Origin of the sequence: Cupriavidus gilardii, from assembly GCF_013314895.1 — a bacterium.
Lineage (GTDB): Bacteria > Pseudomonadota > Gammaproteobacteria > Burkholderiales > Burkholderiaceae > Cupriavidus > Cupriavidus gilardii_C.
The window spans coordinates 176,069-195,492 of record NZ_JABTYE010000004.1; the positions used below are offsets into that span (position 1 = coordinate 176,069).

Annotated in this window: 18 protein-coding genes; 10 read left to right on the top strand and 8 right to left on the bottom strand. The window is 67.5% G+C overall.

All coding sequences use genetic code 11. The features are described 5' to 3' along the window. Window positions 1-81: 81 nt before the first annotated feature. The gene (locus HTY53_RS05565) at window positions 82-2,145 is read left to right on the top strand and encodes a bifunctional 2',3'-cyclic-nucleotide 2'-phosphodiesterase/3'-nucleotidase (RefSeq protein ID WP_174105473.1); all 2,064 of its coding nucleotides are present in this window, start codon (window positions 82-84) and stop codon (window positions 2,143-2,145) included. Continuing rightward, entirely contained in the window at window positions 2,123-2,986 is an 864-nt protein-coding gene (locus HTY53_RS05570) for a tetratricopeptide repeat protein (protein ID WP_174105474.1), read from the top strand. Before HTY53_RS05565 ends, HTY53_RS05570 begins: the two co-directional genes overlap by 23 nt. A gap of 39 nt (window positions 2,987-3,025) precedes the next feature. Here HTY53_RS05570 and HTY53_RS05575 read toward each other — a convergent pair whose 3' ends face one another. Next, window positions 3,026-3,913, bottom strand: a complete 888-nt coding sequence (locus HTY53_RS05575; protein WP_174105475.1) for a LysR family transcriptional regulator — start codon at window positions 3,911-3,913, stop codon at window positions 3,026-3,028. Between the two features lie 133 nt (window positions 3,914-4,046). Between HTY53_RS05575 and HTY53_RS05580 the strand changes: the two genes are divergently transcribed. After that, the gene (locus HTY53_RS05580) at window positions 4,047-4,964 is read left to right on the top strand and encodes an EamA family transporter (protein ID WP_174105476.1); all 918 of its coding nucleotides are present in this window, start codon (window positions 4,047-4,049) and stop codon (window positions 4,962-4,964) included. Between the two features lie 40 nt (window positions 4,965-5,004). On the opposite strand, the gene HTY53_RS05585 is transcribed toward HTY53_RS05580, so the two are convergent. From HTY53_RS05585 to HTY53_RS05600, 4 genes are all read right to left on the bottom strand, one after another. After that, window positions 5,005-5,763 carry a MetQ/NlpA family ABC transporter substrate-binding protein gene (locus HTY53_RS05585; RefSeq protein WP_254599839.1) on the bottom strand — a complete coding sequence of 253 codons (759 nt, stop codon included), beginning with the start codon at window positions 5,761-5,763 and terminating at the stop codon, window positions 5,005-5,007. A gap of 223 nt (window positions 5,764-5,986) precedes the next feature. After that, entirely contained in the window at window positions 5,987-8,281 is a 2,295-nt protein-coding gene (locus tag HTY53_RS05590) for a xanthine dehydrogenase family protein molybdopterin-binding subunit (RefSeq protein WP_174105478.1), read from the bottom strand. Then, a complete protein-coding gene (locus HTY53_RS05595) occupies window positions 8,278-9,375 on the bottom strand; it encodes an FAD binding domain-containing protein (protein WP_174105479.1) in 1,098 nt (365 codons plus the stop codon). The genes HTY53_RS05590 and HTY53_RS05595 overlap by 4 nt, the downstream gene beginning before the upstream one ends. Beyond that, window positions 9,372-10,064 (bottom strand): (2Fe-2S)-binding protein, encoded by a 693-nt coding sequence (locus HTY53_RS05600; protein ID WP_174105480.1) that lies wholly within the window; start codon window positions 10,062-10,064, stop codon window positions 9,372-9,374. Before HTY53_RS05600 ends, HTY53_RS05595 begins: the two co-directional genes overlap by 4 nt. Before the next feature lie 348 nt (window positions 10,065-10,412). On the opposite strand from HTY53_RS05600, the gene HTY53_RS05605 reads away from it, so the two are divergent. The 6 genes from HTY53_RS05605 (at window position 10,413) to HTY53_RS05630 (ending at window position 15,927) form a co-directional block, all read left to right on the top strand. Continuing rightward, the gene (locus HTY53_RS05605; RefSeq protein ID WP_174105481.1) at window positions 10,413-11,330 is read left to right on the top strand and encodes an AraC family transcriptional regulator; all 918 of its coding nucleotides are present in this window, start codon (window positions 10,413-10,415) and stop codon (window positions 11,328-11,330) included. Window positions 11,331-11,444: 114 nt separating this feature from the next. Next, window positions 11,445-12,005 carry a carboxymuconolactone decarboxylase family protein gene (locus tag HTY53_RS05610; RefSeq protein ID WP_174105482.1) on the top strand — a complete coding sequence of 187 codons (561 nt, stop codon included), beginning with the start codon at window positions 11,445-11,447 and terminating at the stop codon, window positions 12,003-12,005. 20 nt (window positions 12,006-12,025) lie between these two features. After that, window positions 12,026-13,156 (top strand): acyl-CoA dehydrogenase family protein, encoded by a 1,131-nt coding sequence (locus tag HTY53_RS05615; protein WP_174105483.1) that lies wholly within the window; start codon window positions 12,026-12,028, stop codon window positions 13,154-13,156. Continuing rightward, a complete protein-coding gene (locus HTY53_RS05620; protein ID WP_174105484.1) occupies window positions 13,153-14,007 on the top strand; it encodes an ABC transporter ATP-binding protein in 855 nt (284 codons plus the stop codon). Before HTY53_RS05615 ends, HTY53_RS05620 begins: the two co-directional genes overlap by 4 nt. Next, the gene (locus HTY53_RS05625) at window positions 13,979-15,169 is read left to right on the top strand and encodes an ABC transporter substrate-binding protein (RefSeq protein ID WP_174105485.1); all 1,191 of its coding nucleotides are present in this window, start codon (window positions 13,979-13,981) and stop codon (window positions 15,167-15,169) included. The genes HTY53_RS05620 and HTY53_RS05625 overlap by 29 nt, the downstream gene beginning before the upstream one ends. Before the next feature lie 11 nt (window positions 15,170-15,180). After that, window positions 15,181-15,927: an ABC transporter permease gene (locus HTY53_RS05630; RefSeq protein WP_174105581.1), complete on the top strand. Its 747-nt coding sequence runs from the start codon at window positions 15,181-15,183 to the stop codon at window positions 15,925-15,927. Here HTY53_RS05630 and HTY53_RS05635 read toward each other — a convergent pair. From HTY53_RS05635 to HTY53_RS05645, 3 genes are all read right to left on the bottom strand, one after another. Then, window positions 15,924-16,739, bottom strand: a complete 816-nt coding sequence (locus HTY53_RS05635) for a MetQ/NlpA family ABC transporter substrate-binding protein (protein WP_174105486.1) — start codon at window positions 16,737-16,739, stop codon at window positions 15,924-15,926. The genes HTY53_RS05630 and HTY53_RS05635 overlap by 4 nt on opposite strands. Before the next feature lie 229 nt (window positions 16,740-16,968). Beyond that, entirely contained in the window at window positions 16,969-17,379 is a 411-nt protein-coding gene (locus HTY53_RS05640; RefSeq protein WP_174105487.1) for a VOC family protein, read from the bottom strand. A gap of 74 nt (window positions 17,380-17,453) precedes the next feature. Then, the gene (locus HTY53_RS05645) at window positions 17,454-17,894 is read right to left on the bottom strand and encodes a helix-turn-helix transcriptional regulator (RefSeq protein WP_174105488.1); all 441 of its coding nucleotides are present in this window, start codon (window positions 17,892-17,894) and stop codon (window positions 17,454-17,456) included. Between the two features lie 125 nt (window positions 17,895-18,019). Here HTY53_RS05645 and HTY53_RS05650 point away from each other — a divergent pair, with 125 nt between their 5' ends. Continuing rightward, on the top strand, window positions 18,020-19,357 hold the full coding sequence (locus HTY53_RS05650; RefSeq protein WP_174105489.1) for a sensor histidine kinase: 1,338 nt from the start codon (window positions 18,020-18,022) through the stop codon (window positions 19,355-19,357). Window positions 19,358-19,424: the final 67 nt, after the last annotated feature.

Consider the following 19,424-nt stretch of genomic DNA (forward strand, 5'->3'; position numbering starts at 1 on the left):
TGGCTGCCACATTTCTGCCATGCCGCCGCCATAGTCGGCCGCGACAATGTTCGGCTTCTCCCCCAGCAAAGGAGCAGACCCGTGTCCCCACTCCGATTCACGTTGACCAGGCTGGCGGCCCTGGCGACGGTTGCCGTGCTGGCTGCCTGCGGTTCCGATGACGACGGCGGCGGCGGCAACCCGGGCCCGGGCGGGCCATCGGGTGCGGTCACGCCCGGCACCAGGGCCACGCTCGCCTTGCTGGAAACCGCCGATCTGCACAGCAACGTGCGCAGCTACGACTATTTCAAGCTGGCCGAAGACCAGACCATGGGCTTCGAGCGCGTATCCACGCTGATCAAGCAGGCGCGCGCGGAATTCCCCAACACGCTGCTGCTGGACAACGGCGACACCATCCAGGGCACCGCACTGGCCGACTATCAGGCCCAGGTCAATCCGCTGCCCTGCAGCGACACGCTGGCGATGTACAAGGTGATGAACGCCGCGAAGTTCGATGGCGGCGGCATCGGCAATCACGAGTTCAATTACGGCCTGCCGTTTCTGAACCAGGTTACCGGCAGCCGCTTCGATGTCGACGGTCTGCCCGAGCCGGCCGCGCAGACCGCCTGCGCCGGGCCGACGTTCCCGCAGGTGCTGGCCAATGTCTACAGCGTCAAGACCAAGGCCCCGCTGTTCCAGCCTTATACGATCATCACCAAACAGCTGACCGCCGCCACGCCCGACGGCAAGACCGTCACCGCGCCGGTCAAGGTCGGCATCATCGGCTTCGCGCCGCCGGCCATCATGACCTGGGACAAGCGCTGGCTCGACGGCAAGGTCTACACGGTGGGCGCCAGGGAAGCCGCCGAGCAGTACATCCCTGAAATGCGCGCGAAAGGCGCCGACCTGGTGGTGGTGATTTCGCACGGCGGGCTGGATGGCTCGCCTTACTCGCCGACCATGGAGAATGCGAGCTGGCATCTGTCCCGGGTACCGGGCGTCGACGCCATGCTGATCGGGCATTCGCACCAGATCTTTCCCGACGCCAACAGCACCGCGGCGCAGTTCAATCTGCCCGGCGTCGACAAGGCCAAGGGCCTGGTCAACGGCGTGCCGACGGTGATGGCCAATTACTGGGGCAAGCACCTGGGCGTCATCAAGCTGGAGCTGGCCCATGACGGCACCCGCTGGACGGTCGACAAGAATGCGACCACCGTGCAGGCGCGCTCGATCCAGAAGGCGGACAAGACCTATGTCGAGGCCGACCCCAGCGTCGCCGCCGCGATCGAGGCCGAGCATCAGGCCACCATCGCCTACGTCAAGACGCCGATCGGCACCACCGATTACCGCATGAGCAGCTACTTCGCCGACGTGGGCGATCCCGGCGCGATCCAGATCGTCAATCAGGCGCAGGCCGCCTACGTCAAGGACTACATCGCCGCCAACCTGCCGGATCTGGCCGCGCTGCCGGTGCTGTCCGTGTCGGCGCCGTTCAAGAGCGGCTTTGGCGGGGGCAGCGACTACACCGACGTGCAGGCCGGCAATGTCGCGATCAACAACGCGGCCGATCTCTATCTGTATCCGAACACGGTCTACGCGGTGAAGGTCAACGGCGACGAACTGAAGGCCTGGCTCGAAACGGCGGCCCGGCGCTTCAACCAGATCAGCACCACGGACACCACGGAACAGCAGCTGATCGGCAGCTTCCCGGGCTACAACTTCGACATGTTCACCACCCCGGACCTGCGCTACGAAATCGACGTGACGCAGCCCGTCGGCAGCCGCATCAAGAACCTGACCTATCTCGGCGCGCCAGTGACCGCGAGCCAGCAGTTCATCGTCGCGACCAACAACTACCGGGCCAGCGGCGGCGGCAACTTCCCGGGGCTCGACGGCAGCAAGACGGTCTATGCCTCGCCCGATGCCAACCGCGACGTGCTGATCTCCTACATCAAGAAGATCGGCACCATCACGCGCGCCGCCAACGGTTCGGCGCGCAGCTGGCGCTTCACCAGGGTGGCGACCGCCGGCAAGGTGGTGTTCAGTTCCGCGCCGGGGCAGTTGCCGCAGGCGCAGGCGGCCGGGCTGACCAATATCACGCTGGAGAGCGCCGACGACGGCTCCGGCAAGAACCTGTCCAAATATGCGATCGATCTCAACAGCTGATTCGCTCGCGACGGGCAAGCCGTTCGCCTGGCGCCGCCTGCATCCGATGCCGGCGATCGCGACGGCGGCGGTCCTGCTGGCCGCGGCCTGCGTCGGCGGTGCAGCGGTCTGGCGCCATCAGCTTGCCCATCAGGACCAAGCCCGCCGCACGCAGCTCGTCCAATGGCAGACGCTGGCCACGGCGGCTGGCGACCCTGCCGCGCTCGCCGCGTTGCACGCCGCGGCAGAGCGCGGCGAGGTAGCCGCGCAGACCGCGTTGGGGGAAACGCTGTGGTCGCGCCCTGACGCGGCCCAGCGTGAACAGGCCCGCGCGTGGCTGCATCGGGCGGCGGGGAAGGGCGACGCGCGTGCTCATTTCGTGCTCGGCAAGGCCGCTTTCCTCGGCAGTACGGGAGAGATCGGCAGGGCGCACCTCGCCCGCGCGGCCGTGCTGGAGAAGCCCGACTACGCCGCGGCATGGCGGCATCTGCCGGTTGCCGCGCAGGCCGGCCATGTCGGTGCCGCCTACTACCTCGGCCTGCTGCATCGCGGCGGTTACGGCGCCGAACCGAACCCGGTCGAAGCGGCGCGCTGGTTCACGGTGGCGGCCGAGGGCGGGGTGCCGCAGGCCATGTTCATGCTGGCCAATGCCTATCGCGAAGGCAGTGGTGTGGCGCGCGACGAAGCAAAGGCGGTGGCATGGTACGAAGCGGCCGCCGAGCGCGAGCATCCCGAATCGATCCAGGCGCTGGCGATGGCCTACCGCGACGGCGAACTAGGGCTGGATCGGGACGAGCGCAACTTCCGCTTCCATCTGGTCGAGACGGCGCACGCACTCAAGCATCCGGCGCTGAAGCCCTGACCGGCAGGCGCCGGGCTCCGGGCCGGGATCGCGGCGGCGCTATCCCCGGCCCACCGCCGGCATCGCCTTGCATTTGAGCAGCACACGCGTCAGCGCCTGGATATTCGCCTCGGCGGCATCCTTGCGCCAGATCAGCCGCGTGACCATGCGGCCCGATTTGGCGGGCAGCGGATGAAGGCTCAGGCGGGCCCGCTCGCTGTAGATGCCGACGATGCTGCGCGGCACCAGTGCGACGCCCATGCCGACCACCACGCAGCCGAGGATCAGGTGGTAGGAGCCGACTTCGACGACGCGCCGCGGCGTGGTCCGCGCGCGGGCGAACCAGTCCTCCAGACACCGGCGATGCGGACAGCCGCGCGGAAACGCCAGGATGGTCTTCGAGGGAATGTCCCGGGGCGAGGCAATGAGCGGATGGTCCGCCGCGGCAACGATGACCAGCTCCTCCTCGTAGATCGGCATCGCGTTCAAGCGCTTGTCCGACACCGGATCGGTGGTCAACGCCGCGTCGAGCCTGCCGCGTATGACGAGTTCGGCCAGCTCCGCCGGGTCGCCGGAGGACAGTTCCAGCGCCACGTCCGGATACATCTCGTGGAACAGGCCGAGCGGCTGGGGCAGGCGCACCGCCGCCGTGCTTTCCATTGCCCCGAGCCGCAGCGCGCCGCTGGGCCGATCGTTGCGGGTCGCCTCGGCCGCTTCGTCGGCCAGATCGAGCAGCCGCTCCGCATAGTCCATCAGCACCTTGCCCGCCGGCGACAGTTCCAGCTTGCGTCCATCGCGGCGGAACAGCGTCACGCCGAGCTTCTCCTCCAGCTGCTGGATGCGGACGGTGATGCTCGACTGCGCCCGATGCAGCGATTCCGCCGCCTTGTTGATCCCGCCCGCCTGCACGACGGCGGCGAACGTCTTCAGGTCGGACAATTCCAGCATATCGATTTCTCCGAATGATCCGTTCTGGACAATTCATTTTACGCGATGGAATGACAGCCCTACAGTGTCGGTAACGGTCTTGCGCTCGCGGCGGGTGCAAGACGCTTCCAACCGATCGACGAGGCTCGCCTGCATGACCCTATCGCGTCCCGGAATCCCGAACGGCATGGCCGCGGCGGTGGCCGGCGTTTCCGCCAATGTCATTTTTGGCGCATCGTCGCTGTACTGGCGCCTGCTGGCCAGCATCGCGCCGACCACCCTGGTCAGTTATCGCATCCTGATTTCGCTGGCGACGCTGCTTGCCATCCTGTGGCTGACGGGGCGGCTGCGTGCACTGCGCACCAGGCTCGCGCCGCGCGTCCTCGCCTTGCATGTCGCCGCGTCGTCCCTGGTGGTGGTGAACTGGGGCATCTTCATCTGGAGTTCGATTCACGGCCATGTCGTCGAAACCGGTCTGGGTTATCTGACAGCGCCATGCATCTCGATCGCGGCCGGGCTGATCGTCTTTCGCGAGAAGGTCGACAAGGTCGTCGCAGCGGCGCTGCTGGTGATTGCGGCGGCGATCGCGTTGCTGTTATTGCGCAGCGGCGAACTGCATCACGGGCTGTATCTGACGGCTGCGTTCAGTTGGGGCGGCTATGCGTGCCTGAAGAAGTTCACGCCGCTGGACGCGGTCAGCGGCCTGCTGATGGAGACGGTGTTCCTGTCGATCGGCTGCGGCCTGGCCCTGATGTTCTCGGACATGACGCTGGCCTTGCCGGCCGACATGTCGACGCTGCATGTGGCCGCGCTGGCCATGGCCGGGCTGGTGTCCGCGATCCCGCTGATGTTGTTCTCGTATGCGGCCAACCATCTGTCGCTGTCGATGAGCGGCCTGCTGCAGTTCGTTCTGCCTACCACCCAGTTCGTCGTGGCGACGTTGGTCTACCGGCAGCCGGTGTCTGCCAATACCGTGACCGCGCTCGCGCTGATCTGGCTGGCACTGATGGCGATCGCGGTGCGGCCACTGGTGTCGCCACGCGGCGGCGCGAGCGCGGGGCGCCTGCGATAGCCGTTGCCGGGTGGGCGCCCCGGTTGTCGACTTCCGACTTCTACTTCTGATACGCCGGCACGACGAAGCCCGCAAAACGCTGCTGCGTCACGGCCTTGAACGAGGCCGAACGGTAGGCGTCCCGGATATCGGCAACGAAGGGCTTGTTCAGGTCGCTCGTCTTGACGGCGACAAGGTTCATGTAATAGTCGGGGATCTTTTCCAGCGCCAGCGCCGACGTCAGCTTCAGGCCGGAGGCCAGCGCGAAATTGCCATTGACGAAGGCATAGTCGACATCGTCGAGCGAGCGGGGCAGCTGGGCGGCTTCGAGCTGCACCAGCTTCAGCTTGTGCGGATTGCCGGCAATGTCGCGCTCCGAAGCGCGGACGGCGTCCGTGCCGGGTTTGAGCGTGACCCAGCCGATCTGCTGCAGGATCGCGATGGCCCGCGCCAGATTGGTCGGGTCGTTCGGCAGCGAGACGGTGGCACCCGGTTTCACGTCGCTCAGCGCCTTGTGCTTGCGGCTGTAAATGCCGATCGGCGCCGTCGGCACCTGCACCACCTCCGACAACTGCAGCTTGCGATCGGACGAGAACGTCTTCAGGTAGACCGAATGCTGGAAGGCATTGGCATCGAGCGCGCCATCGGCGAGCGCCAGGTTGGGCTGCACGTAATCGCTGAATTCGACGATCGTCACCTTGTAACCCTGCTTTTCCAGGACGGGCTTGATGCCGTAGCGGATCTGGTCGGCATAGGGGCCGGCGGTCGCACCGAAGCGGATTTCCTTCTTGTCAGGGTCCGCCGCGCCGACGGATTGCATGGCGCCGAAGGCCAGCAGCAAGGTGGTCAGTATCCGGACTCGGCTTGCGACTCGCATCGAATTCTCCCGTTGGTTCTCGTTTCTGTTCTGGCGCGGCGCCAATGCGCCGCGCAACTTGCCGGCCCATTGTAGGGACGGACGAGACGGGAGCGAAGCTGCAAATTGTCATGCGCATATGCGGCAAAGGCATATGCGCCGGGACGGGTTGGATGCCGGGCTCGGCTTACCGCGCCATCACCTTGTCCGGCGTCATCGGCGTCGTCCGCAGCCGCCTTCCGGTGGCATGGAAGATCGCGTTGCTGATCGCGGCCGCCACGCCGACGATGCCGATCTCGCCGACGCCCTTGGCGCCGATGCGGCTGACGATGCGATCGTCCTCTTCGATGAAGACGACGTCGATATCACGGATGTCGGCGTTGGCCGCGACGTGGTATTCGGCGATGTCATGGTTCATGAAGCGGCCCAGCGCATGGTCGGCATGGGTTTCCTCGTGCAGCGCCTGGCTGAGGCCCCACACCACGCCGCCGATCACCTGGCTGCGCGCGGTCAGCGGATTGACGATGCGGCCGGCCGCCACCGCGCTGACCACGCGCATCACGCGCACCAGGCCCAGCGCCTCGTCGACGCGCACCTCGCAGAACACCGCAGAATGCACCGCGCGCACCGTTTTCTTCTGTTCGGCCAGGTTGGGCACCAGCAAATAGCGCACGCCCAGTTGCGCCTTGCCTTGGGACGACAGAAGCGCCGTCAGCGGCAGCGCCACGGCGGGATCGGCGCGCAGGCAAATCATGCCGTCCCGAAACGCCACCTGTTCGAATGTGCAGCCCTGGAAGCCGCTGTTGCGCAGGCCCCGGGCCAGGCGCCACAGCTGGCGCTGCAGGCGCTCGCAGGCGCCATCGACCGCAGAGCCGACCGTTGCCACATGCGAGGAGCCGCCCTCGATCGGGGCGAACGGCAACTCCGAATCGCCCAGCCGGAACACCACGCGGTCGAGCGGCAGGCCCATCGCCGACGCCGCGATCTGCGTCATCACGGTATAGGTGCCGGTGCCGATGTCGCTGGCCGCGCTGGCGACTTCGAGCATGCCGTCGGCATGGAGCGTGGCGCTGGCCCGTGCGGCCATCTGCATCGCGTCCCAGGTGCCGGTGGCCATGCCCCAGCCGATCAGTTCATGGCCGTCCCGCATCGAACGCGGCTCCGGCGGACGCTGGTCCCAGCCAAAGCGCCGGGCCCCTTCGTCATAGCATTCGCGCAGCGACTTGGTGGAGAAGGCCAGGCCCTTGTTGCCGTCGCGCTCGGCGTAATTGGCGAGCCGCAGCGCCAGCGGGTCCATGCCGACCGCGTACGACAGTTCATCCATCGCCACTTCCAGCGCATGCACGCCGTGGGCGGCACCGGGCGCGCGCATGTCCATCGGCGTGTAGTGGTCCAGGTCGACGAGCCGGTATTCGAGGCGGACGTTTTCGCTGGCGTAGAGCTGTCCGGACCAGTTCGCAACCACCTCGACGTAGTCTTCGTTGCGCGATGTCTCCGCCGCGACCTCGTGGATCACGGCCTTCAACCGGCCGTCGGTATCGGCTGCCAGCCGGACGCGTTGCCACGTTTCCGGGCGATGCCCGAAGGTGAACATCTGCTGGCGCGTCAACATCACGCGCACCGAGCGCTGCAGCTTCAGCGCCGCCATCACGGCAATCAGCAGCTGATATTGGGGACGCAGGCCCGACCCGAAGGCGCCGCCGACGAACTGGTTGCGTACCACCACCTTGCGCCTGGGCAGGCCGAACACGCGCGACACCATCCATCGGCAGTTCTGCGAGCCCTGGGTCTTGTCGTGGATCAGCAGATGACCGCGGCTGTCCCGGATCACGGTGCTGGCGTGCATCTCCATCGGGTTGTGGTGCTCGACCCCGGCGTAGTACTCGGCATCGATCCTGAACGGTGCGGCGTCGAAGGCCGCATCGGCGTCGCCCTTCGGCTTGGGCGGCGGCGAATAGCCGGCTTTCAGCGATGAGGGCTCGTGGCTGTGCTGCCGATTCGCCAGCAGATCGGTCTCGTGCGGCGCGGCTTCGTACTGGACCTGCACCAGCATCGCGGCGTAGCGCGCCAGCTCGAAGGTCTCGGCGACGACCAGCGCCACCGGCTGGCCGCTGTAGTGGATTTCGTCGTCATACAGCGGCCGGAACGGCGAGCCGGCCGGGGCCGTCATGTCCTTGTAGAACAGGCGCAGCGATCTGACCTTGGGACGGTTTTGATGCGTGATCACATCGAGCACGCCGGGCACCGCCAAGGCCCGGCTTGCATCGATCGACACGATGCGGCCTCGCGCTACGGTGCTGTTGACCACCACGCCATAGGCCAGGTCCGGTGCCGGATGCTCGGCCGCATAGCGGGCGTGGCCGGTCACCTTGGCGACGCCGTCGACGCGGGGCGTCGGCGTGCCGATCGCGCACTGGCCGGAGCCGGGCACCGCCACCGGCTGCTGATTCTCGTCGATCGGTTCGAGCACGGTCTTGGTCATGCCAGCGTCTCCTCGCGGTAGGCGTCCTGACCGGTGTTGGTCAGGATGCCGGCCGCGGCCATTTCGAGGGCCCGCACGATGGCGCGCTCGGCCAGCGGGATCTTGAAGCCGTTGTTGGCGCCTGTGTCCGCCAGGCTTTCCGGCAGCGCCGGACCGCCCCAGGCGCGCGCTTCGCGCAGCACGAAGCGGGCCGCTTCGGCGAAGGCCTCGACGCCTACGGGCTTGCCCACCAGCAGGGCTTCAGCCTCCGTGTCGCGCCAAGGCTTGTGGGCGACGCCGCCCAGCGCGAGCCGCGCGGCACGAATACGTCCGTCGGCCTCGAGATCCAGCGCCGCTGCGACCGACACCAGCGCAAACGCGTAAGAGGCGCGCTCGCGCACCTTCAGATAGCAGCTGTGGGCGGCAAAGGCGTCCGCCGGCGGCAGCGACAGATGCGTGATGATCTCGTCCCGCGCCAGCGTGGTATCGACATCCGGCCGGTCTCCGGGCAGGCGATGAAATTCGCCGAACGGAATTTCCCGCGTGCCGTTCACCGATTCGACATGGACCGTCGCATCCAGCGCGGCCAGCGCCACGCACATGTCGGAAGGGTGGGTGGCAATGCAGTGCTCGCTGGCCCCCAGGATGGCGTGCTGGCGGGCCAGCCCCGTTGCGGCCGGGCACCCTGTGCCCGGCGCGCGCTTGTTGCACGGCACACCGGCATCGTAAAAGTAGTAGCAGCGCGTGCGCTGCAGCAGATTGCCGCCGTTGGTCGCCATATTGCGGATCTGCGGCGAGGCGCCGGCAAGGATGGCGGCGCGCAGCAGAGGATAGCGCTCGCGCACCAGCGGGTGCTCGGCGGTGTCGGCATTGCGCGCCATTGCGCCCAGATGGAGGCTACCGTCGGGCTGGGCCTCGATCTCGGCCAGCGGCAGCAGCCCGAGATCGACCAGCGCAACGGGCCGCATCACATTGACTTTCATCAGGTCGACCAGATTGGTGCCGCCGGCCAGGCACCGTCCGGTGGCATTGCCGGATGCGCCCTCGGCGGCCTGATGCAGCAGCGCAAGCGCCGCGGGCACGGTATCGGCGCGTTCATAGCGGAACGGGTTCATGGCGTCGGCTCCGATAGCTGCGATGGTTGCGATGGTTGCGATGGTTGCGATGGTTGCGATGGCTGCGATGGCTGCGATGAGGGCGTTGCGGCGGGGGTCGCCCCGTTGCGTTCGCCTCTGCCTGCCGCTTCGCCTTGCTGCGCGCCTCGGCCATCCAGCACGACGCGCGACACGGCCTCGACGATCTGCGGATACGCGCCGCAGCGGCACAGATTGCCGCTCATCCGTTCGCGGATCTCCAGCACGTTGCGCGGCGGCGTTTCGTTCATCAGCCCGGCGGCCGAGCACAGTTGGCCGGGCGTGCAATAGCCGCACTGGAAGGCATCGCATTGGATGAACGCCTGCTGCAGCGGATGCAGGCCGCGCTCGTCGCCGGACAGCCGGGCCAGTCCTTCCACGGTCGTGATGTCGGCCTGGTCGTAGGCCACGGCAAGCGCTAGGCAGGCGTTGATGCGGCGGCCGTCCGCAAGAATCGTGCAGGCGCCGCACTGGCCATGGTCGCAACCCTTCTTGGTACCGGTCAGGTCCAGCTGCTCGCGCAGCAGGTCAAGCAGCGTGACCCACGGCTCGACGCTCAGCGTGTAGTCGGCTCCGTTGATGCGAAGCCGCACCGGCAGGCGCGGGGGCAGGGCGCGGGGCGCCGTCGGTTCCGGGGAGGCGGTGATCGGTTTTGGCTCGGGTGCCAGCATGTCGGTCCTCCGTGGTTCGCCATCAGGGCCCCGACCGAAGCGGAGCGCTCTGGGCGCCCACGCAAAGGCTGCGCCAATGTGGCGGAAGCGGTTGGAAGCCGCCGGGGCGGCACCGGATCGGAGAAAACGTGCGTCGTGCTACATCCGCGAGCGGCATGCAGGCCCGAGCGTACGGCGCGGCGATGCAATCTTGACCGTAGCGGCTGGTAAAAAGCGCCAAAGGCAAGAACGTGGCGCTACGCGCCAGTCGCATATCGACATGCGAACTGGTTCGTTCCGCCGCACGCGTGGCCCCATTACCCTTGACGTCCATTCAGGATGGCGATGCCACGCCCGGCCCCAACCACCATGCAGCAGACAGACCGGATCATTCATTGGGTGCTCGACAGCCTCGAACTCGAGACGACGGTATTCCACGTCGGCCAGTATTGCGGCAGCTGGCGGGCATCCATCGCGGGGCGCTCGCGCGCCGGCTATCACCTGGTTCTGCATGGCGATTGCTGGCTGCACGTGCAGGGCACGGACTCGCCGGTGCACCTGCGTGCCGGCGATGCGGTGTTCTTTCTGCGCGACGTGCCGCATCATCTCGGCTCCGCGGCGCATGCCGATGCCTGCCGGCCTGGCTCTGCCATGCAGCGGCTCGGCGACCCGGAGCCCGGCGCCACCGGGCTCGCATGCGGCTTCTTCGATTTCCGCAGTGGCCTGGCCGAAACCCTGCTCGCCCCGCTGCCCGACTATGTCGTGCTGCCGGCCGCGGACAGCGCTTGTCATGCCGCGCATCGGCTGTTCGACCTGATCCATGCGGAAGCTCGCCTGAGCGAGGCGGCGCCTTCGCCGTTGCTGGTACGGCTGGTGGAACTGCTGTTCTTCTACGTGATCCGCGACATGGCGAAGTCGGACAGCGTGGCGACGGGTCTGTGGCCGGTGCTGCGCAGCGCCGAGTTCTCGTCGCTGGTGCTGGCCCTGATCGCACATCCGGAAAGACCGTGGTCGCTCGAACGAATGGCGAGCCAGGTTCACATGTCGCGGGCGACCTTCTGCAAGCGCTTTGCCGCGGCTTGCGGGCAATCGCCGGCCGCCTTCCTGCTGATACTGCGGATGAAGATCGCCTGCCGGCTGCTCGATGAGCGCGCGAGCATCGCCCAGGCGGCGGAGCGCGTGGGCTATCGCTCCGAAACGGCGTTCGCCAAGGCGTTCAGGAAGGCAACCGGCATGCAGCCCGGGGCATGGCGGCGCCGTGCGGAAGCACCCGCGCATGCCGCTTGAGGGCCGACCGGCTCGGATCGAGACGAAACAGCAGCAAATATCGACGGACGCGCATGGCGCGCCAAGGTCTCGCACCGCAGACTTGCCGCATGTTCGATTGATGCCTGTCCTGCCATGAGCCGACTTCCCCTGCAGACCCTGGACACCGCACCGGCGGCGAGCCGTTCCTTCGTCGCGCGTGCGATCGCCAGCAACGGCTATCTGCCGAATCTGATCGCCGCGCTGTCGAATGCGCCGGCCGCGCTCGAGACCTATCTGACCGTATCGGAGATCAACAGCCGCAGCTCGCTGACCCTGGCCGAGCGCGAGGTAGTCCAGCTCACCGCGGCATCCACGCATGGCTGCGCATTCTGCGTGGCCGGGCATACGGCGGTCGCGCTCAGAAAGGCGAAGCTTTCCCCCGAGCAGGTCGAAGCGCTGCGCAGTCGGTCGCAGGTGGGCGACGGCCGGCTCGATGCACTGGCGGCATTCACACGGGCCGTGATCCGCGAGCGTGGCGCGGTTGCCGACTCGGCGCTGCAGGAATTCGTGGCGGCGGGGTTCGACCCCGCCCAGGCGCTGGACGTGGTGTTGGGCGTCAGTTTGGCGACGCTCTGCAACTTCGCCAACAACCTGGCGCAGTCTCCGTTGAATCCCGAGCTCGAGCCGTACCGCTGGTCGCCCGCCGCGGCCTGACCGGTAAAGAGGCTTTGCCCATGACCATTTCCAGCGCGCATTCCTGCCGCCCTCCATCCACGCCCGGCTCCGCACTTGCGCCCGCCGTCGCCGCCTGGCTGGACGCACACGCCGCCGCGCTCGATGAGGGCGGGGCGCAAGGCGCCATTGCCGGCGGCCAGCTGCTCTCCCGATTGGCCGCCTCCGGTTTGTTCCGCACCGGCGTGCCGCTCGAGCAGGGCGGCAATGGCGGTCCCACGTCGGACGCCATTCGCGCCGTCGCCGACGTGGCGGCGCATTCGCAGGCGGCGGCCTTCGTGCTGTGGGCACAGCGCGTATTCATCGACTATCTGCTGGTGTCGCCCAACCGCGCACTGCGCGCGGCCTGGCTGCCGGCGCTGCTGGAGGGAACCGTGGCCGGCGCCACTGGGCTGTCCAATGCGATGAAGTTCCTGGGCGGCATCGAGTCGCTGCAGGTGCGCATCGCCAGCGTGGGCGGCGGCTATGCCGTCGATGGCGTCGTGCCATGGGCGACCAATCTCGTGCCGGGCAATTTCATCGTCGCGGTTGCGGTCGAGCATGCCGAAGCCGGGCGGCCGGCCGTGCTGGCGATGCCGGCCAATGCGACCGGCGTGCAGCGCAGCGGCGATCTGGATCTGATCGGCCTGCGCGGCACCCATACGGCCTCTGTGTACTTCGAACGCGCGGCGTCGGGACCAGGGTGGCTGCTGCACGAGGACGCGCACGACTATTTGCCGCGCGTGCGGCCGGCGTTTCTTGGCATGCAGTGCGGGCTGTCGCTGGGGCTGGCACGCGCCAGCCTGCTGGCGGCACGGTCTCGTGAGGGCGCCGCGCGTTCGGTGCTGGCCGAGGATATCGACGACCTCGATACGCGGCTGCGGCAGGCGTCGGAGGCGTTGCTGGCCGGCGTCGACCATGGTTCGTTTCTGGTGGCACCGCGCCGGCTGTTTGCGCTGCGCATCGAACTGGTCGAGATCGCGACACAGGCCGTGCAGCTCGAAGTGCAGGCGCGCGGGGGCGCCGGCTATCTGAATGGCCGGCACGACGGCCTGCCGCGCCGCTGGCGTGAGGCGGCCTTTCTGCCGATCGTGACACCGAGCCTGGTGCAGCTGCGCACCGAACTGGCTCGGGCCGGGCGGAACGCGGCATGACGGCTCCGGTGCTGCGTGCGAACGATGTGGCGCTGAGCTATGGCGATCGCGCCGGTCGCGCGGTGTTCGAGCACGTCGATCTGGAGCTGCGCGCCGGCGAGGTCGTGTCCGTGGTCGGCCCGAGCGGTGCCGGCAAGTCCAGTCTGCTGAGGGTGCTGGCCGGGCTCCAGCCGGCCACCGCAGGCGTGGTGGAGATGAACGGGCGGCCATTGCGCGGCGTCGATCCTGGCATCGCCGTGGCGTTCCAGGATCCGTGTCTGCTGCCGTGGCTGTCGGTCGAGCAGAACGCTGCCTTCGGACTCGATTTCCGGCGGCAACCCGCACGCAGCCGGGCAGAACGGCGGGCGCTCGTTCGGAGAACGCTCGAAGCGGTGGGGCTCGCCCACGTGCGTCACCTGTACCCCGCGCAGTTGTCCGGCGGCATGGCGCAGCGCGTGGCCCTGGCGCGCTGCATGGCCCGGCAGCCCAAGGTGCTGTTGCTCGATGAACCATTCGGCGCGCTCGATGAGGTGACCCGCGCCGACATGCAGGCGTTGTTGCGCGGCATCGTGCGGACGCACCGGCCGGCGACGCTGCTGATCACGCACGATCTTGACGAGGCCCTGCTGTTGTCGGACCGCATCGTGCTGTTGGGAGGCCGGGCGGGCACGACGGCGACGATCGCACACATGTGGCAACCGGACCGGTCATTGGGGCCGGAGCCGGACCTCGACGCCGTTGACCGCATGCGCGTCGACATCGTCCGGCACCTTCGCCAGCTTTCCGGTCGCCGTGCGGGCCGCACGGCGACTGCTCTCCATCCCGATACCGACGAGGAATTCCATGTGCCAGTTACCGATGTCGCGGCGTGAATGGCTCAAGCTGTCCGCGCTGTTCACGGCGGGCGGTGCGCTGCCGCTGCTGAACGGGCTGAACGCACGCGCGGCCCAGGAGCCCGATGCGCCGGTGCGGATCGGCTATCTGCCGATCACCGATGCCACGCCGCTGCTGGTGGCGCACCGCAATGGCTACTTCGAACAGCAGGGCATTCGCGCGGAAAAGCCCACGATGCTCCGAAGCTGGGCGCAACTGGTCGAGGCGTTCATATCCGGCCAGGTCAACGTGGTGCATCTTCTGTCGCCGATGACCGTCTGGGCGCGCTTCGGCAGCCAGGTGCCGGCCAAGGTCGTGGCCTGGAATCATGTGGGAGGATCGGGCCTGACGGTGGCGCCGCAGGTCAATACGCTGCACGACCTCGGCGGCAAGACCGTCGCCATCCCGTTCTGGTACTCGATTCATAACGTCGTGCTGCAGGCCATGCTGAAGCAGGCGGGGCTGACGCCGGTCGCGCGCAAGAGCGCGGCCATTGCGGCGCAGGAGGTCAACCTGGTAGTCATGGCGCCATCCGATATGCCGCCCGCGCTGGCATCGCGGCAGATCGAGGGCTACATCGTCGCCGAGCCGTTCAACGCGGCCGCCGAAACGCTGGGTATCGGCAAGATCCTGCGCTTTACCGGCGACGTCTGGCGCAACCATGCCTGCTGCGTGGTGTTCATGCACCAGCATGATCTGGATCGGCGGCCCGAATGGTCGCAGAAGGTCGTCAATGCCGTGGTCAAGGCGCAGCGTTGGACGCAGGACCATCGTGCCGAAGCGGCGCAACTGCTGTCCAAGGATGGACCGAACCGCTATACGCCGCATTCGCTGGAGGCGCTGCGCAAGGTGCTGGCGCCCGATCCGTCCGAGCGCGGACGCTATCTCGCCAGCGGTGCCATTCTCCATGCTGCCTGGAACGACAGGCGCATCGATTTCCAGCCGTATCCTTACCCGAGCTACACCGAGGAGCTGGTGCGCCGGCTGAAGGGCACGCTGATCGAAGGCAACAGCGGCTTCCTGGCATCGCTCGATCCGCAGCGTGCGGCGCGCGAGCTCGTCGACGACCGCTTCGTGCGCAACAGCATCGCGGCGGTCGGCGGCCTGAAGGCGTTCGGTATCGCCGATGGATTTACCCGGCAGGAAGAGATTGTCGCGTGACCGCCCGGGGAATGACACAACGCGCGGCCGCCGTGCCGCTGGCCCTGACCGGTCTCGCGGTGCTCGGGGCGGTGTGGTGGGCGGCCACGGCAGAGGGCGGCGTTCTGGCCCAGCGATTCGCCCCGCAGGCGACGCTCGCCAGTCTGGCGCTGCTGCTGCAGCAGCCCGACTTCCTGCTTCATCTGTGGGTCAGCCTGCGCCGCGTGCTTGCGGGGCTCGGCATGGCGCTGATCGTCGGCGTACCGGTGGGCTTGCTGGTGGGCGCGGCCCGGTCGGTCGATACCGCCTTGTCGCCGGCATTCCAGTTCCTGCGGATGATTTCGCCACTGTCGTGGATGCCCGTGGTGGTGATGGTCTTTGGCGTGGGCGATCGCTCGGTGCTGTTCCTGCTGGCCTTTGCCGGGGTCTGGCCGATCGTGCTGAACACTGCCGCGGGCGTGCGCTCGCTCGATGCGCGCTGGCTGATGCTGGCGCGCAGCCTCGCTGCCACGCCCACGGAAATGCTGACGCGCGTGATCGTGCCCGGCGTGGTCGGCCACGCCCTGACCGGGCTGCGCCTGGCCATCGGCGTCGTCTGGATTGTGCTGGTACCCGCGGAGATGCTCGGCGTCAATGCGGGCCTGGGCTATTTCATCCTCGACACGCGCGACCGTCTGGCGTACTCGGAACTGCTGGCCACCGTGATCGTGATCGGCGCCGTGGGCATGCTGCTCGACAGTGCAGCACGGCGCCTTCTTCGCTGGTGGAGGCCCGGTTAGAAAGCCGGCAGAATCGCTCCCTTGAACTGCCTGGCGAGGAAATCGCGGACTTCCTGCGACTGGTACGAGGCGACCAGATCCTTGACCCATGGCTTGCCGCGGTCCTGCTCGCGGACGGCAATCAGGTTGGCGTAGGGGCCCTTGAGGTCTTCGATCGCGATCGCATCGCGCGTCGGCGTGAGACCGGCCTTGACCGCGTAATCGGTATTGATGGCCGCGGCCGCCAGATCGTCGAGCGAGCGCGGCAGAATCGCCGAATCGAGCTCGACGATCTTCAGCTTCTTCGGATTCGATGCGATGTCGAGCGGCGTGGCGTTCTTGCCGTTCTCGCCGGCGCCCGGCTTCAGCGTCAGCACGCCTTGCGACTGCAGCAGCTTCAGCGCGCGATTGCCGTTCGACGGGTCGTTCTGGATGCCGACCTTCGCGCCTTCCGGCAGGTCCTTCAGCGACTTGAACTTGCGCGAGTAGAAGCCCATCGGGGCCACGTAGGTGAGGCCGACATTGACGATCTTGTAGCGGCGCGCCTGGATCTGGCTGTCCAGGAACGGCTGGTGCTGGAAGCCATTGGCGTCGAGGTCGCCGGCGTCCAGCGCGGCGTTCGGCTGCGCATAGTCGTTGAATTCGACGATCCTGATGTCCAGACCCTTGCGCTTGGCGACGGTGCGCACCACTTCCCAGATCTGCGCGTCCGGGCCGCTCATGGTGCCGAGCCGGATGGTCTGGTCGGCAGCAAAGGCGGGGACGGTGGTCCCGGTGCCGATGGCGGCGATGGCGGTGGCGGCGATCAGCCTGAACAGATGACGGCGTTGCATGACGAATCCTTGTTCCAGTTCCTCTTATCGTTGATGGGCATGTCGCGGCCGGAAACGATGCGGGACGGTAGCCTGTGCAACGTCGGCCGCGGCCCTATGCCGCATGGACAGCCGGCTCATTGTATGGAGCGCGGCTTGAGGAACGAAGTAGAGAATTGTCATGCGCATATGCGGGCAAGGCATATGGAAAGCGCGGCGCAGATCAGCGATGGATCTGCACGCTACGCCCTCATTTCAATTGCTGAACCCGGATCATGTTCCCGGCGGGATCGCGCACGCCGAAATCGCGCACGCCATACGGCTGGTCGGTCGGCTCCTGGACGATCTCGACGTCCAGTGCCTGCAGACGCCGAAAGACGCCATCCAGATCCCTGGCTCCCAACAGCAGCATCGCGAAGGTCCCCTTGGCCATCATCTCGGCGATGGTGCGCTTCTCCTCGTCGGTGACGCCCGGCGTGGCGTTGGGCGGGTACAGCACGATGGAGGTCTCCGGCTTGTCCTTCGGGCCGACCGTGATCCAGCGATGGTCGCCGAAGGCGACGTCCTTGCGGACCTCGAAGTCGAGCGCGTCGCGATAGAACGCCAGCGAAACCTCCGGATCGGAATGGGGCAGAAAGGTCGAGTGAATGGTGATGTCCAAGTTCAGTCTCCGTGGTGGGTCGACAGGCGCCGGCCGCCGCCCTCGCGGCGTGGTCCGAAGCCATGGCGCGCAGTCTAGACGGGCTCCTTCGCCGGCGCTTCTCGATTCCTGATCGGTCGCGTCACCTGCCTGGCGACGCAGGACGGGATGCCGTCCGCCTCGCCGGCGCAATCGCGCCGGTAAATGCTCGGCGGCACGCCGACCAGTTCGGCGAACCGCGTGCTGAAGGTGCCCAGCGACGAGCAGCCGACCGCGAAGCAGACTTCGGTCACGCTCAGGTCGCCGCGGCGCAGCAACGCCATCGCCCGCTCGATGCGGCGGGTCATCAGGTAGGAATAGACGGACTCCCCGTACGCCAGTCGGAACTGTCGACTCAGGTGGCCTGCCGACATGTGGACGCCCCGGGCGAGCGCCTCGACGTCGAGCGGCTCGGCGTAGTCGCGATCGATGCGGTCGCGCACGCGACGCAGGCGGGCGAGGTCACGGAGGGTGGGGTCGGGTGTGGCCGCGGGCATCCGGCTATCGTGCCATGCTCGGCTCGCATGCTCAACCCGGCGTCGGCCGGATGCTCGCGCGCCCGAATTGGCGCGCAAGCGCCGATCGCCCACACTTCAGGGATCAACGCGACCGGAGTCGGGACATGGCCAAGTCAGCTGCCGTCGGATCGTTGCACCGCCGATTGAGCCTTTCTCTGGGCGGTCTTGCGCTCCTTGTGGGCTTTCTTGGGGCGTTCGGCGCGTGGATCGTCGTCCATCAGGTGGCCAGCGAGTTCAACGAGGACTTGCGGCAGGCTGCCGCCGCCATTCGCGCGGCACCGCCCGGCATGCCGGCGCCGTCCCACGGCAAGGCTGCGCCGGCGCCTCCGCCTGTGCTGGTGCAGACCTGGGGGCCCGAAGACGGCGTCCGCCCGGGACACACCAACGCGCCGTGGGTCATGCTTCCACGGGCTCCGCTGGGCTTTTCCGACGTGGAAGCGCACGGCACCGTCTGGGACGTGTTTGCGCTGCAGGCCGGCGATGCCTACGTGCAGATCGCGCAGCCGCGATCGGTTCGCCAGGCCAATGCGTGGCGGGTGGCGACATGGGCGGCGATACCGGTCATCGTGCTGTTGCCGGTGCTGGTGTGGGCGATCCGAGTCGGCGTCAGGGAGGCGCTGCGGCCATTGAGCGTCATTGGCGAGCGCGTGGCCCAGGCCGACCTCAATCATCTGGAGCCGGTGGATACCAGCACCGCGCCCGAGGAACTGCGACCCTTTCTCGAATCGGTCAACCGGATGATGGTCCGGCTGTCCGGATTGATCGATACGGAGCGCACCTTTATCGCGAACGCCGCGCATGAACTGCGTTCGCCGCTGACCGCCCTTCAACTGCAGGTGGAGAATCTGGTCCATGCGCCGCGCGACAATGTCGACGAGCAGCTGGAAGAGCTGCGCCGCGGCATCCGGCGCACCGGGGCTCTGATCACCAGGTTGCTCGAACTGGCCCGCGCGGAAATCGGCACGCCCGGCGCCCCGGACAATGTGGCGGTGGGCGATGTCGTCACCGATGTCGTGACCGACTTGCTGCCGCTCGCCGTCGATCGAGGCGTCGACCTGGGTGTGGAGAGGCTCGACAACGTGCAGCTCGCCGCTGCCGAGACGGATCTGCGCATGCTGATCAAGAACCTGGTGGACAATGCCATCCGCTATGGAGGCCGGGGAGGGCGGGTGGACCTGAGCGTGCGCCGCGACGGCGGCGATGTCGTGATCGAAGTGGCCGACACCGGGCCGGGCATTCCCGAGGCCGCCCGGGCGCGGGTGTTCGAGCGCTTCTATCGCGGCGGCGCGACCGACGAAGAGGGCAGCGGCCTGGGGCTCGCCATCGTGCAGACGATTGCGGGCAACCTTGGCGGTCGCATCGATTTGAAGGGACGCGCAGATGGCCGAACGGGGCTCGTGGCGAAGGTGGTATTGCCGCTGCGGACCCGCACTGCCGCATGACGATGCGCGGCCGCTTCCACCTGAGCTCGTTCGTACCGGAAGGCCAGCCTTTCTCGGAACGGCTGTG

Bases quoted from the DNA above. Each gene is read 5' to 3' on its own strand.
- HTY53_RS05615 (WP_174105483.1), top strand. From the start codon at position 12,026: ATGACCATTTCCAGCGCGCATTCCTGCCGCCCTCCATCCACGCCCGGC.
- HTY53_RS05610 (WP_174105482.1), top strand. From the start codon at position 11,445: ATGAGCCGACTTCCCCTGCAGACCCTGGACACCGCACCGGCGGCGAGC.
- HTY53_RS05585 (WP_254599839.1), bottom strand. From the start codon at position 5,763: ATGCAATCCGTCGGCGCGGCGGACCCTGACAAGAAGGAAATCCGCTTC.
- HTY53_RS05580 (WP_174105476.1), top strand. From the start codon at position 4,047: ATGACCCTATCGCGTCCCGGAATCCCGAACGGCATGGCCGCGGCGGTG.
- HTY53_RS05620 (WP_174105484.1), top strand. From the start codon at position 13,153: ATGACGGCTCCGGTGCTGCGTGCGAACGATGTGGCGCTGAGCTATGGC.
- HTY53_RS05590 (WP_174105478.1), bottom strand. From the start codon at position 8,281: ATGACCAAGACCGTGCTCGAACCGATCGACGAGAATCAGCAGCCGGTG.
- HTY53_RS05645 (WP_174105488.1), bottom strand. From the start codon at position 17,894: ATGCCCGCGGCCACACCCGACCCCACCCTCCGTGACCTCGCCCGCCTG.
- HTY53_RS05575 (WP_174105475.1), bottom strand. From the start codon at position 3,913: ATGCTGGAATTGTCCGACCTGAAGACGTTCGCCGCCGTCGTGCAGGCG.
- HTY53_RS05600 (WP_174105480.1), bottom strand. From the start codon at position 10,064: ATGCTGGCACCCGAGCCAAAACCGATCACCGCCTCCCCGGAACCGACG.
- HTY53_RS05595 (WP_174105479.1), bottom strand. From the start codon at position 9,375: ATGAACCCGTTCCGCTATGAACGCGCCGATACCGTGCCCGCGGCGCTT.
- HTY53_RS05570 (WP_174105474.1), top strand. From the start codon at position 2,123: ATGCGATCGATCTCAACAGCTGATTCGCTCGCGACGGGCAAGCCGTTC.
- HTY53_RS05650 (WP_174105489.1), top strand. From the start codon at position 18,020: ATGGCCAAGTCAGCTGCCGTCGGATCGTTGCACCGCCGATTGAGCCTT.
- HTY53_RS05605 (WP_174105481.1), top strand. From the start codon at position 10,413: ATGCAGCAGACAGACCGGATCATTCATTGGGTGCTCGACAGCCTCGAA.
- HTY53_RS05635 (WP_174105486.1), bottom strand. From the start codon at position 16,739: ATGCAACGCCGTCATCTGTTCAGGCTGATCGCCGCCACCGCCATCGCC.
- HTY53_RS05630 (WP_174105581.1), top strand. From the start codon at position 15,181: ATGACACAACGCGCGGCCGCCGTGCCGCTGGCCCTGACCGGTCTCGCG.
- HTY53_RS05625 (WP_174105485.1), top strand. From the start codon at position 13,979: ATGTGCCAGTTACCGATGTCGCGGCGTGAATGGCTCAAGCTGTCCGCG.